Genomic DNA, 11,625 nt, shown 5'->3' on the forward strand with positions numbered 1-11,625 from the left:
CCGGTCGGCCTTCTCGGCCGGTCAGTGGGTGGGGGAGTGGCGCGTCGCGCGGGACCGGGAGCGCGTGCCCGCACCGGTCGGGACGCCGTTGCTCACACCAGAACTTGCGCCTGAGCTGGTACCCGTACCCGCGTCCCACGCCCGTGCGATGCCGAGGCGGCGCAGGTGCTCGCCGGTCACCGTGGCGCCGTCGGGCCCTATCCAGTGCTCGTTGCCGAACCGTTCGTCGGTCGCGGCGTCCCAGCGGCGCATGAACGGTGTGCCGTTGTCGATGATGACCACCGACCCGTAGCTCGTGGGGAGCGGCCGGGCCGGGAGATGGATCAGGGTGTAGATCTCCGCGAGGTCCGCCGGCCCGACGGAGGACACGCTGTACCAGTTGCCGTCCACGTCGCGCTGGACCGCGTACCCGCTGGCGTCCAGCGCGACGCTGAGGTGCGGCAGGTCGGCCGCGAGAAGCTCCTGGCTGGTCTGGTAGACGGTGCCGACCTGGGCTACCTGGCTCATCGGGTGAGGTCTCCTTGGCGTCGAATCGGTGGTGTCCACCCATCAAAGCGGATTTGTCGCGATTCGGGGGCCTGAGTGGCCTTTTTTTTCACGGGCCGCCCGGGTTCCGGGCGGCCCGCGGGCTCACCGCGGTTCCGTCTCGGCCGCTGTGACGCGCTCGGGCGCCTCCAGGTCCTTCGAGTCCTTGGAGCCGCGCGTGGCGTACAGGCTGGTGGCGGTCACCACGGCGAGGACGCCGACGATGACGCCGAGCGAGGCGAGCGTGGGGATCTCCGGGACGCCCGCCCAGATGCCGTGGGCCCAGTGCAGGACGAGCTTGACGCCGATGAACGCGAGGATCGTCGCGAGCCCGTACCCGAGGTGGACGAGCTTGCTCAGGGCGCCCTGGAGCACGAAGTACAGGGCGCGGAGGCCGAGCAGGGCGAAGGCGTTCGTCGCGAACACGAGGTACGGGTCGCTCGTGATGCCGTAGACGGCGGGGACCGAGTCCACCGCGAAGACGACGTCGGCGGCGAAGACCGCTACCACCACCACCGCGAGCGGGGTGAGCATGCGCCGTCCGCCCTCGCGGACCGAGAGGCTGGAGCCGCGGTAGTCGTCGGTGACGGGCATGAAGCGGCGGATCAGCCGGACCGAGCGCAGCTCGGAGACCTCGACGTGGTGGGAGCTGCCGCGGACCTGGTCGACGAGGATCTTGACCGCCGTGGCGAGGAGGATCGCGCCGAAGAGCAGGAAGGCCCAGCTGAGGTTGGCCAGGACTGCCGCCCCGAGCGCGATGAACACCCCGCGGAGCACGAGGGCCCCGACGATGCCGAGCAGGAGCACGCGCTGCTGCAGCGCGGCCGGCACGGCGAAGGCGGTGAGCAGGAGCATGAACACGAACAGGTTGTCGACGGACAGCGACTTCTCGACGAGGTACCCCGTGAGGTACTGGACGCCGATGTCCGAGCCGAACGTGGCCCAGATCCAGCCGCCGAAGGCGAGGGGGAGTGCGATGTAGAAGGCGCTCCAGCTAAGCGCCTCACGCATGGACACCTCGTGCGGGCGTCTGGTGATGAGGAAGTCCACGGCGATCAGGGCCAGGACGGCGAGGATGGTCACGGCCCACATGGTGGGGGTGGCGACAGAGGTCAGGGCAGCAGGAGCAGTACCTGTGAAGGCGAGCAAGGAGTCTCCGTGGTAGATGGCTCCGAGGTCTCCTTCACCTTGCCGAGCAAGGTCGCCGCCCGAGGTCGCATGGTGCGCCGTAATGACCGGACGATGTTAGGGAAGTACTCCCCTCGCAGCATGCATCCTACGACATATTTCTGGGTGAGATATGTCTTGTATGCCAGGTGGGAGTTCGATAACGTTATCGACAATCTACCGCTGCGTGAGAGCCCTCCCCGCGACAACGATGTTAGCGCTCACACGATTGGCTCCACGCAGGCGGCTCCCGATGAGCCGCGGTCCTGATCACGCCGCAGGTAGGGCACTGCACTGACCGGAACTGCCCAGGCGCAGCCGTCGCAGGCTGCGCCCTCACACAAGAGGAGCGAAGGATGAGGAAGTCCATCGCACGAATTGCACTGGCGCTGACCGCAGCCCTGGTGCTGGCCCCGGCGGCAGCGTTGCCGTCCGAGGTCGCCCCGGCCGCCGCCGCGAGCGCCAACCTGCTCACCAACGGCGACCTGGAGAACGGTACGACCGGCTGGTCGGCCTTCGGCGCCGGGACGGTGGCGTCCACGACCAGCCCGGTCCACGGCGGCGCTCGCGCCCTGCTGCGGACGGGCCGGACCGCCGCGTGGAACGGCCCCGCCCAGACCGTCACGTCCGCGATGACGAACAACACGAGCTATACGGCGAGCGTGTGGGTGCGCTCCCAGAGCGGCACCCCGACCGGCCGTATCACGCTGGCGCTGACCGCCGGCGGCACGACGAGCTACGTCAACCTGGCCCAGGGGAACGTGAGCTCCTCCGGCTGGACGCAGCTCACCGGCACCACGACGGTGTCCTGGTCCGGGACGCTGTCGTCCGCCACGTACTACGTGGAGACGGCGGCCGGTACCGACAACCTCTACATCGACGACGCCTCGCTCGTCAGCAACACGGGGACGTCCTGCGACCTGCCGTCCAGCTACCGCTGGTCGTCCACCGGGGTCCTGGCGAACCCGAGGTCCGGCTGGGTCTCGCTGAAGGACTTCACCGTGGCTCCGTACAACGGTCAGCAGCTCGTCTACGCGACGACGCACGACTTCGGCTCGTCCTGGGGCTCGATGAACTTCGGCCTCTTCTCCAGCTACTCGCAGATGGGGAGCGCCTCGCAGAACGCCATGAACTCCGGGACGGTGGCGCCCTCGCTCTTCTACTTCGCCCCGCGGAACATCTGGGTGCTGACCTACCAGTGGGGCCCGTCGCCGTTCATGTACCGGACCTCGAGCGACCCCACCAACCCGAACGGCTGGTCGGCAGCGAGCCCGCTGTTCACGGGGTCGATCACCGGCTCGGGCACGGGCCCCATCGACCAGACGATCATCGGCGACGGCACGAACATGTACCTGTTCTTCGCCGGTGACAACGGGAAGATCTACCGGGCCAGCATGCCGATCGGGAACTTCCCGGGGAACTTCGGCAGCTCCTACCAGACCATCATGAGCGACACCACGAACAACCTGTTCGAGGCCCCTCAGGTCTACAAGCTCAAGGACCAGAACAAGTACCTGATGATCGTCGAGGCCATCGGCGCCAACGGCAGGTACTTCCGCTCGTTCACGGCGACCAGCCTCTCCGGTTCCTGGACGCCGCAGGCCGCCACGGAGAGCAACCCGTTCGCCGGGAAGGCCAACAGCGGGGCCACCTGGACCAACGACATCAGCCACGGTGAGCTCCTGCGCACCAACGCCGACCAGACCATGACGGTCGATCCCTGCAACCTGCAGCTGCTGTACCAGGGCCGTTCGCCGAGCTCGGACGGGGTGGACTACGGCCTGCTCCCGTACCGGCCGGGCCTGCTCACGCTCCAGCGGTAGGGGCGTTCACGTCGCGCGGTACCCGCGTCTCGCTAGCTGTGCGAGGCGCGGGTACCGCCGTCGCGGTGCGCGAGCGTGGCGAGCGCGTCCTTCCAGTACCCCTCGGCGGCCCTCGCGTGCCGTTCGGTGTCGATGTTCTCCTCGACGACGGTCACGAGCGTGCCGCCGTCGTCGGGCTCCAGCACGATGCGGATGTCGTGGTAGTTCCCGGGAACGTCGTCCAGGCCGTTCAGCGGCGCGAAGTGCGTGAAGTGCAGCAGCCGCGGCCGTTCGACGGCGATGACCGTGCCCTTGTCCGCGAACACGCGGCCGAAGAAGTGCCCCTCGAACGTGATGGGGCTGCCCGGCTGGAAGTCCGTCTCGATGTTGGCGCCGAGCATCCACCGCGCACCCGGGTGCATGAGCTCGGCCCAGACGCGCTCTGGCGGCTCGGCGATGTGGGTCGTCGCGGTGACGCTGTGGCGGGGGGTCTCGGTGCTCATCGTTGCCTTCCGTCGTGCTCTCGGACACGACCGTACCCCGCAGCGGGTCAGGTGGCGGCGCGTGCCGTGGCGTCCCAGACGACGGCGCCGGCCGGGTCCCAGATGTGGCTGGTGCCGCCGTTCGACCACACGGCGTGGAACCCCGTGGGCAGGCCGAGGTAGCGCACGAGGTGCGGGGCCCTGCGCCAGACCTCGTGCGCGGGCACGAGCGTGGTGCCGCCGCGCGGCTGCTCGGCGAAGGGCGTGATGACCCAGCCGGAGGCGTCGTCGGACGCGGCGTAGCGGCGCACGTGGATCTCCGGGGCGTCGAAGACGCCGTCGTAGACCCGGACGTTCGCGGTGAAGCGGATCGACTCGCGGGTCACCTTGCAGAACGCCGCCATCTCGGCCTGGTACCGGAGCGCGTCCAGCATCGGGTCCACGTCCCAGGTCATGGTCTCGATCCCCGGCTTGGTGAGGTCGGTCGCGGCAACCCGGAGGTCGTCGCCGTCCTGCGACAGGGCGGACCACCAGAAGCCGTGCCACACCCCGAGACCCTTGGTGACGCGTTCGGGCGGCTGCGCGGCGAACCAGTCCACGAGGCCGCGGGCCCGCGGAGCGAGCAGGGGCGTCGTCCGGAGCCAGACGCGCCGGCCGTGGGCGGAGCGCGCGTCGAGCACGACGGTCGCCGGGGGCGTCGTCGGCTCGCCGTCGGCCCACCACCGGACGACGTCGGCGCCGGCCGAGCTCCAGTCGACGCCCCGGTTCGCGATCGGGTCGAGGAGCCGGACGTCGTTCCCGTCGAAGTGCGCGACGTACCAGTGGCCCGGGCCGTGCGTGCGGTCGATGCCCACCAGCGAGTACGCCCCCGCGCCGCGGCCGCGCAGCCGTGCGGTCAGCTCCTCGGGCGTGGTCTGGTGGAAGGGTGCGCCGATCAGTCCGGCGAGCTCCTGCTCGCTCGGCCCGGACGGCGTCGCCGTACGCGCCGGCTCCCCGCGCAGCACGCCGATCATGGCCGCGACCGCCGACGCCGCGTGGTTGATCGGGGCCTGGCCGACGGCCGCGTCGTTCCGTTGGCCCGCGGCGAAACCGGCCAGGAGCTCCTGGCCGGTGAACGCCGACTCGCGCACGACGGCCGAGCCGTCGAACCCGACGATCGCCTGCGCGCCGCCCCGGCCCGGGGTCCACACGTGGAAGCCGCCGGGCACCACGTGCTGATGCCGCGCGACCGTCGCGAGATCGATGCCGAGCAGTGCCGCGGCACGCTCCGCGACCTGGGGAAACGCTTGGGTCCAGTGCTCACCGGACGGCTTGTCTGTATCGATCACGGCGGTCAGCCTACGCGCGGGATGCCAGCAGGAGCCGCCCGGTCCATAGTGACTGGAGGCACGAGGAGGGGGAGACGATGGGCGGTATCGATGACGCGCTCACCCACAGCTGCGACGCCGACGGCGGCATCCGGCGGCGTCGGCGCGGCAAGGGGTTCTCGTACGTGGACGACGGCGGCTCCCGGGTCACCGACCCGGAGACGCTCGCGCGGATCCGCTCGCTCGTCATCCCGCCCGCCTGGACCGACGTCTGGATCTGCCTCGACCCGTCCGGCCACATCCAGGCCACCGGGCGCGACGCCAAGAACCGCAAGCAGTACCTCTATCACCGCCGGTGGCGCGAGTACCGCGCCGCCGCCAAGTTCCACGAGCTGGCGGAGTTCGGCGCGATGCTGCCCGACCTGCGCAAGCGCGTGGACGCCGACATGCGCTCACCGCAGCTCGGCGCGGACCGGGTGGTCGCCACCGTCGTCCGGCTGCTGGACGAGACGCTGATCCGGGTCGGCAACGACGAGTACGTGCGGTCCGGCGAGTCGTTCGGGCTGACCACGCTGCGCAACCGGCACGCCACCGTGGAGGGCGCGGAGGTGCGGTTCCGCTTCCGCGGCAAGTCGGGCACGCCGCACGACGTGGTGGTCCACGACCGGCGGGTGGCGAACATCGTGCGCCGCTGCCGGGAGCTGCCCGGTCAGCGGCTGCTGCAGTACGTGGACGGCGACGAGGTGCGGAGCATCGGGTCACGCGACGTCAACGAGTACCTCGGCCGGGTGACGTCGGCCGACTACACGGCCAAGACCTTCCGGACCTGGGGCGCGAGCGCGGTCGCCTTCGGCCACCTGCGGCACCTCGAACCGGCGACCCGGCGCGAGCACGACGCGCAGCGTGCCGAGGCCGTTCGGATCGCTGCCGCCCACCTGCACAACACCCCGGCGGTGTGCCGCAAGAGCTACGTCCACCCCGCGATCCTCGCCGACGACCGCGCGGAGCTCGACGAGCTGATCGAGCGGTCCGGCGCGAATGGCTCCCGAGGGTCGCGCTGGATGGACGCCGACGAGCGCGCGCTCCTGAAGTTCCTGACCGCCGCCGAGGAGACCCGGGAGGCCCCTGCGGCCTGAGGTTAGGGTTGCGGACGTGCATCACTCCATGGCCGAGGGCGTCCGACGAATCGACTTCCATCCCTGGGAGTACGACCCCACGTCCCCGGAGGGTGCGGCACAGGCCGCCCGCCAGAGCGAGCTGGTCGCCGCCGGCGCGCGGCTCGGCACCGGCGTCTTCGTCGCGCCGAACGCGGCGGTCTTCTGCGACAACCTCACGGTGGGCGACCGCACGTACATCGCGGCGCTCGCCTACGTCACGGGCGACCTGACGATCGGCGCCGACTGCTCGATCAACCCCTACGCGGTGGTCCGCGGCGAGATCCGGATGGGCGACGGCGTCAGGATCGGCGCGCACACCTCGATCCTCGGGTTCAACCACAGCATGGCCACCGACCGGCCGATCCACCAGCAGGGCACCTGGAGCAAGGGCATCACGCTCGGCGACGACGTCTGGATCGGCTCGAACGCCACGATCCTGGACGGCGTCACGGTCGGTGACCACGTCGTCATCGGCGCCGGCTCCGTCGTCACCAAGGACGTGCCCGACTGGGCGGTCGTCGCGGGCAACCCGGCACGCGTCCTGCGCGACCGCCGGACGGACAGCCGCGGCGACTCGGCCCCGGACCTCGCCACCGACCTCGCCACGGAGCTGCGGGCCTTCGCGGACCGGGCCCGCGAACAGGCCGGCGACCTGCTCGCCCGCTGCTTCGAGGACGGCCGGTTCGTCGACCGGCCCGCGGCGCTCGCGGGATCCCTCGAGCCCGCCGTCCGGCCGTGGGCCGACGCCGTCGAGATCGCCGACCTGCTGCTCGACGCGCCGCCGCCGGGCTTCTCCGCCGCGGACCTGGTCCGCCGCCTCACGGCCCGGCAGGATCCCGCGACCGGGCTGATCCCGGCGGGCGACGAACCGCTGGACCCCATGGACGGCCCCGCGAGCTACCACGTCCTCAGCGTCGGCTACGCCGTCCGGCTCCTCGGCGGGCGGCTGCCGCACCCGATCCGCGCGGTGCACACGCTGAGCGACCGCGACGTCGTCAGCGCGCTCGAGGCGCGCGACTGGGGCGCGCAGGCGTGGGGGAGCGGCGCCGCCGTCGACGCGCTCGCCACGGCGTGCGCCCTCAACATCGCGGACTTCTCCGCGGAGCTCGCCGACGGCGGCATCGGCCCGCTCCACGGGCTCATGGGCTGGCTGTCCGCCTCCGCGAACCCGGAGACCGGCATGTGGGGCGCACCCCAGCCTGGGCCGCGCTGGTTGCAGGCGGTGAACGGGTTCTACCGGCTGACCCGCGGCTCGTACGCCCAGCTCGGGCTGCCGCTGCCCTATCCGGAGGCCGCGATCGACACGGTCCTGGAGCACGCGGCCGACCCCTACCTGGCGACACCCGACGGGCACACCGCCTGCAACGTGCTCGACGTCATCCACCCGCTCTGGCTCGCGGCCAGGCAGACCGGGCACCGCCGCACCGAGGGCGAGGCGTGGGCGCGCGGCCAGCTGCGGCGGGCGCTGCGCAGCTGGGTCCAGGGCGCGGGGTTCGCCTTCGCCCCCGCGAGCGACGGCGCCGACGCCGTCGCCGGGCTCCAGGGCACCGAGATGTGGCTGAGCATCGTCTGGCTGCTGGCCGACTACCTCGGCCTCGCGGACGAGCTCGGCTACCGGCCGCGCGGCGTGCACAGCCCGGATCCGCTGGTCCGGCTCGCGCCGGTCAGCGAGCGCTGACGCTCAGGCGCCGGCCACGCGCGGCGCGGCGGTGGACCCGCGGACGACGAGCCGCGTGGCCAGCTCCTCGCGCGGCGCGACGCCCGGCGGGTCGGCGTCCGGGGGTCCGGCGCTGATCCGCAGCAGCATCCGCAGCGCGGCCGCCCCCATCTCCGCGATGGGCTGGTGCACGGTCGTGAGCGCGGGGGTCACCCACTGTGCCTCGGGGGAGTCGTCGAAACCCACGACGCTGACGTCCTCGGGGATGCGCAGGCCCAGGGCCGCCGCGGCGTCGTACACCCCGAGCGCCATGGTGTCGGAGCAGGCGAAGACGGCAGTCGGCCCGGGGGTGCCCCGCAGCAGCAGTGTCGCCTGCTCGGCGGAGCTCGCCCGCTGCCAGTCGGTGTGCGCGATGCGCTCGTCGGGCAGCTCGTGGCCCGCCTGGGTCACCGCCGAGCGGAACCCGTCGATACGGGCCTGGCTGTAGAGGTGCGTGCGCCGTCCGGCCAGCACGGCGAAGTGCCGGTGGCCGAGCGAGAGCAGGTGCTCCGCCGCGGCGCGGCCCCCCGCCCAGTTCGCCGCCCCGACGCTCGCGACGGTGCTGGGCGGCTGCGAGACGGGGTCGAGCAGGACTATCGGCACCCGTGCCGCGGCGAGCGTCGCGAGCTGCTCGCCGGTGGTGTCGACGAGGGCCAGCACCGCGCCCCGCAGCCGCCGCGCGAGCAGGCGGGTGAGCCAGGCGTCGTCCGGCGGTCGGGCCACGGAGACGACGACGTCGACACCCGCCTCCTCGGCGGCGTGCTCGACGCCGCTGAGCGCGCGGTTGGCCCAGGTGCCCTCGACGCCGCTGAGCACGAGGTCGACGAACGGGGACTGCGTCCCGCGCGTCGCCGCGTCCCGGCCGGACCGCCCGCGGTACCCGAGCTCCGCGACGATGCCCATGACCCGCGTGCGGGTCTCCGCGGAGACGTCGGACCGGCCGCTCAGGACCTTCGACACCGTCGGCACGGTCGTGCCCGCGGCCTCCGCCACGTCCGCGAGCGTCGTCCGACGTGACTTCTCCATGCGGCGACCCTAGCCACGTCGTAAAAGTTGCGCAACATTCTGCCTCTTGATCCGGCTCGACGGTTGCTGTATCAAAGGGGTCGAAGCGATCTGGCAAGCGATTCGGCAATCGATATGGCACTCCGCCGGGCTCAATGTTGCGCAACTATGGGAGCGAGCTGTACATGAATACTTCGACGAAGCGCGCCCTGATCGTGCGCGGGGGATGGGACGGGCACCAGCCCGTGGAGACCACCGACTCGTTCGTCCCGTTCCTCGAGGAGCACGGGTACGACGTGCGGATCGAGGAGACGACGGCGGTCTACGCCGACGCCGACTACCTGGCGGACGTCGACGTCGTCGTCCAGACCAACACGATGAACACCATCGAGGGTGACGAGCTGCGCGGCCTGATCGCAGCCGTGCGGAACGGCACGGGGCTCGCGGGCTGGCACGGCGGGATCGCCGACTCCTACCGGAGCAGCTCCGACTACCTCCAGCTGATCGGCGGGCAGTTCGCCACGCACCCGCCGAAGGCTCCCGCGGAGGAGCTGGCGGGCGAGGCCGCCGACAACTTCCTGCGGCACACGATCGACATCGTGCCGGACCGGGCCGACCACCCGATCGTCGCGGGGATCTCCAGCTTCGAGCTCACGACCGAGCAGTACTGGGTGCTGTCCGACGACTACAACGACGTCCTCGCGACCACCACCGTCGCCGCGCGCGACTTCGACGCCTGGCACCGGCCGGTCACCAGCCCGGCCGTCTGGACCCGCCAGTGGGGCAGCGGCCGCGTCTTCGTCTCCACGCCCGGCCACGACCTCGCCACGGTCAGCGACCCGAACGTCCGCACCATCATCGAGAGGGGCATCCTGTGGGCCAGCCGTTGAGAGTGGGGATCGTCGGCCTCGGCGCGATCTCCGGCCAGTACCTGTCCGCGTTCGCGCGGCTCGAGGCCGTGCGGGTGGTCGCGGTCGCCGACCTCGACGCGGCCCGCGCGGAGGCGGTCGCCGCGGAGCAGGGCGCGCGGGCGCTGACGGTCGACGAGCTGGTCGCCGACCCCGAGGTCGACCTCGTCCTGAACCTCACGATCCCCGCCGCGCATGCCGAGATCGCGCTCAAGGCGATCGCCGCGGGCAAGGACGTGTACGGCGAGAAGCCGCTGGCGGCTACGCTGGACGACGCCCGCGTGGTCGTCGAGGCGGGCCGGGCGGCGGGGGTGCGCGTGGGCTGCGCTCCGGACACCGTGCTCGGCACCGGCGTGCAGACGGCGCGGGCGGCGATCGACGGCGGCGCGATCGGCGAGCCGGTCGCCGCGACCGCGACGATGATGACGCCCGGCCACGAGCGCTGGCACCCGAACCCGGACTTCTACTACCAGCCCGGCGGGGGCCCGCTGCTCGACATGGGGCCGTACTACGTGACGACGCTGGTCACGCTGCTCGGCCCGGTCGCCTCCGTCGTCGGCACAGCGAGCCACACCCGCGCCACGCGCACCGTCGGCTCCGGGCCGCGCCAGGGCGCCGTCATCCCCGTCGACGTCGACACGCACGTCACCGGGGTGCTCCGGCACGAGTCCGGTGTGCTCTCGACCCTCGTCATGAGCTTCGACTCGGTCGCCACGCAGGCCGCCGAGATCGAGGTCCACGGCCAGACCGGGTCGCTGATCGTCCCGGACCCCAACAGGTTCGACGGCGACGTCCAGCTCCACGTGCTCGACGGCGAGTGGCAGACCCTGCCGCCCAGCGCGGGGTACCGGGACGCGGGGCGCGGCTACGGCGTCGCCGACCTCGCGACCACGCCGCCGGGCGCCGCCGCCCGGGCGAGCGGAGACGTCGCGTACCACGTGCTCGACATCATGACGTCGCTGCTCGCGTCGGCGGGCAGCGGAACCGCCGTGACCGTCGAGAGCACGTGCGACCGGCCCGCACCCGTTCCGCTGTCGGACGCGCCGGGCGGGACCCGGCCGAGCGGTCGGTGAGGCGGCGCAAATCAGGTTGGGCCCCTCCGGCCTGCGCCGATACGGTGAGCCCATGCCATCGGTCAAACAGTTTCAGGTCACCTTCGACTGCGCGGATCCGGAGCGCGTCGCCCGGTTCTGGTGCGAGGTCCTCGGGTACGTCGTCCCGCAGCCTCCGGAGGAGTTCGCCACCTGGGACGCCTACAACGAGTCGCTGCCGGCCGAGGAGCGGGGGGCGGCGTTCGCCTGCCAGGACCCCACCGGCGTCGGGCCGCGCCTGTACTTCCAGCGCGTTCCCGAGGGCAAGATCGTCAAGAACCGCGTGCACCTCGACGTGCGGGCGGGCACGGGCCTCGTGGGTGACGAGCGCCTCGCGGTCCTCGAGGCCGAGGCCGCACGGCTGATCGCGCTCGGCGCCACGCACGTGCTGACGCAGCTCGCCGACGAGGAGAACGAGTCCTGCATCACGCTGCAGGACGTCGAGGGCAACGAGTTCTGCATCGACTGACAGCTCGACCGGCGCC

At 71.9% G+C, this 11,625-nt stretch carries 11 protein-coding genes; 6 read left to right on the plus strand and 5 right to left on the minus strand.

What is annotated here, in order from left to right; all coding sequences use genetic code 11:
- Positions 1-21: 21 nt before the first annotated feature.
- Together ACNYC2_RS10990 and ACNYC2_RS10995 are read right to left on the minus strand one after the other, a co-directional pair.
- Positions 22-507 carry a hypothetical protein gene (locus tag ACNYC2_RS10990; protein WP_419707046.1) on the minus strand — a complete coding sequence of 162 codons (486 nt, stop codon included), beginning with the start codon at positions 505-507 and terminating at the stop codon, positions 22-24.
- Between the two features lie 123 nt (positions 508-630).
- Entirely contained in the window at positions 631-1,617 is a 987-nt protein-coding gene (locus ACNYC2_RS10995; protein ID WP_419707819.1) for a TerC/Alx family metal homeostasis membrane protein, read from the minus strand.
- A gap of 431 nt (positions 1,618-2,048) precedes the next feature.
- Between ACNYC2_RS10995 and ACNYC2_RS11000 the strand changes: the two genes are divergently transcribed.
- Positions 2,049-3,515, plus strand: a complete 1,467-nt coding sequence (locus ACNYC2_RS11000) for a non-reducing end alpha-L-arabinofuranosidase family hydrolase (protein ID WP_419707047.1) — start codon at positions 2,049-2,051, stop codon at positions 3,513-3,515.
- 32 nt (positions 3,516-3,547) lie between these two features.
- On the opposite strand, the gene ACNYC2_RS11005 is transcribed toward ACNYC2_RS11000, so the two are convergent.
- Positions 3,548-3,997: an SRPBCC family protein gene (locus tag ACNYC2_RS11005; RefSeq protein ID WP_419707048.1), complete on the minus strand. Its 450-nt coding sequence runs from the start codon at positions 3,995-3,997 to the stop codon at positions 3,548-3,550.
- 47 nt (positions 3,998-4,044) lie between these two features.
- Positions 4,045-5,304 carry an immunity protein Imm33 domain-containing protein gene (locus tag ACNYC2_RS11010; protein WP_419707049.1) on the minus strand — a complete coding sequence of 420 codons (1,260 nt, stop codon included), beginning with the start codon at positions 5,302-5,304 and terminating at the stop codon, positions 4,045-4,047.
- 77 nt (positions 5,305-5,381) lie between these two features.
- Here ACNYC2_RS11010 and ACNYC2_RS11015 point away from each other — a divergent pair, with 77 nt between their 5' ends.
- Complete coding sequence (locus ACNYC2_RS11015) at positions 5,382-6,419, plus strand: DNA topoisomerase IB (protein WP_419707050.1); 1,038 nt, start codon at positions 5,382-5,384, stop codon at positions 6,417-6,419.
- A gap of 16 nt (positions 6,420-6,435) precedes the next feature.
- Positions 6,436-8,118, plus strand: coding sequence for an acyltransferase (locus ACNYC2_RS11020; RefSeq protein ID WP_419707051.1), 1,683 nt, complete (start codon positions 6,436-6,438; stop codon positions 8,116-8,118).
- A gap of 3 nt (positions 8,119-8,121) precedes the next feature.
- On the opposite strand, the gene ACNYC2_RS11025 is transcribed toward ACNYC2_RS11020, so the two are convergent.
- Positions 8,122-9,162 (minus strand): LacI family DNA-binding transcriptional regulator, encoded by a 1,041-nt coding sequence (locus ACNYC2_RS11025; RefSeq protein WP_419707052.1) that lies wholly within the window; start codon positions 9,160-9,162, stop codon positions 8,122-8,124.
- 164 nt (positions 9,163-9,326) lie between these two features.
- On the opposite strand from ACNYC2_RS11025, the gene ACNYC2_RS11030 reads away from it, so the two are divergent.
- Genes ACNYC2_RS11030 through ACNYC2_RS11040 form a run of 3 tightly spaced genes read left to right on the plus strand, consistent with a single transcriptional unit; the run spans position 9,327 to position 11,609 of the window.
- On the plus strand, positions 9,327-10,031 hold the full coding sequence (locus tag ACNYC2_RS11030; RefSeq protein WP_419707053.1) for a ThuA domain-containing protein: 705 nt from the start codon (positions 9,327-9,329) through the stop codon (positions 10,029-10,031).
- A complete protein-coding gene (locus ACNYC2_RS11035; RefSeq protein WP_419707054.1) occupies positions 10,016-11,122 on the plus strand; it encodes a Gfo/Idh/MocA family protein in 1,107 nt (368 codons plus the stop codon). The genes ACNYC2_RS11030 and ACNYC2_RS11035 overlap by 16 nt, the downstream gene beginning before the upstream one ends.
- Before the next feature lie 52 nt (positions 11,123-11,174).
- Complete coding sequence (locus ACNYC2_RS11040) at positions 11,175-11,609, plus strand: VOC family protein (protein WP_419707055.1); 435 nt, start codon at positions 11,175-11,177, stop codon at positions 11,607-11,609.
- The last annotated feature ends 16 nt before the right edge of the window (positions 11,610-11,625 follow it).

Source organism: Promicromonospora sp. NFX87 (genome assembly GCF_048564965.1).
GTDB lineage: Bacteria > Actinomycetota > Actinomycetes > Actinomycetales > Cellulomonadaceae > Promicromonospora.

What these genes read in the sequence shown, in the direction of transcription:
- ACNYC2_RS10990 (WP_419707046.1), bottom strand. Translation starts at nt 507, where the DNA reads ATGAGCCAGGTAGCCCAGGTCGGCACCGTCTACCAGACCAGCCAGGAG.
- ACNYC2_RS10995 (WP_419707819.1), bottom strand. Translation starts at nt 1,617, where the DNA reads ATGTGGGCCGTGACCATCCTCGCCGTCCTGGCCCTGATCGCCGTGGAC.
- ACNYC2_RS11000 (WP_419707047.1), top strand. Translation starts at nt 2,049, where the DNA reads ATGAGGAAGTCCATCGCACGAATTGCACTGGCGCTGACCGCAGCCCTG.
- ACNYC2_RS11005 (WP_419707048.1), bottom strand. Translation starts at nt 3,997, where the DNA reads ATGAGCACCGAGACCCCCCGCCACAGCGTCACCGCGACGACCCACATC.
- ACNYC2_RS11015 (WP_419707050.1), top strand. Translation starts at nt 5,382, where the DNA reads ATGGGCGGTATCGATGACGCGCTCACCCACAGCTGCGACGCCGACGGC.
- ACNYC2_RS11025 (WP_419707052.1), bottom strand. Translation starts at nt 9,162, where the DNA reads ATGGAGAAGTCACGTCGGACGACGCTCGCGGACGTGGCGGAGGCCGCG.
- ACNYC2_RS11030 (WP_419707053.1), top strand. Translation starts at nt 9,327, where the DNA reads ATGAATACTTCGACGAAGCGCGCCCTGATCGTGCGCGGGGGATGGGAC.
- ACNYC2_RS11040 (WP_419707055.1), top strand. Translation starts at nt 11,175, where the DNA reads ATGCCATCGGTCAAACAGTTTCAGGTCACCTTCGACTGCGCGGATCCG.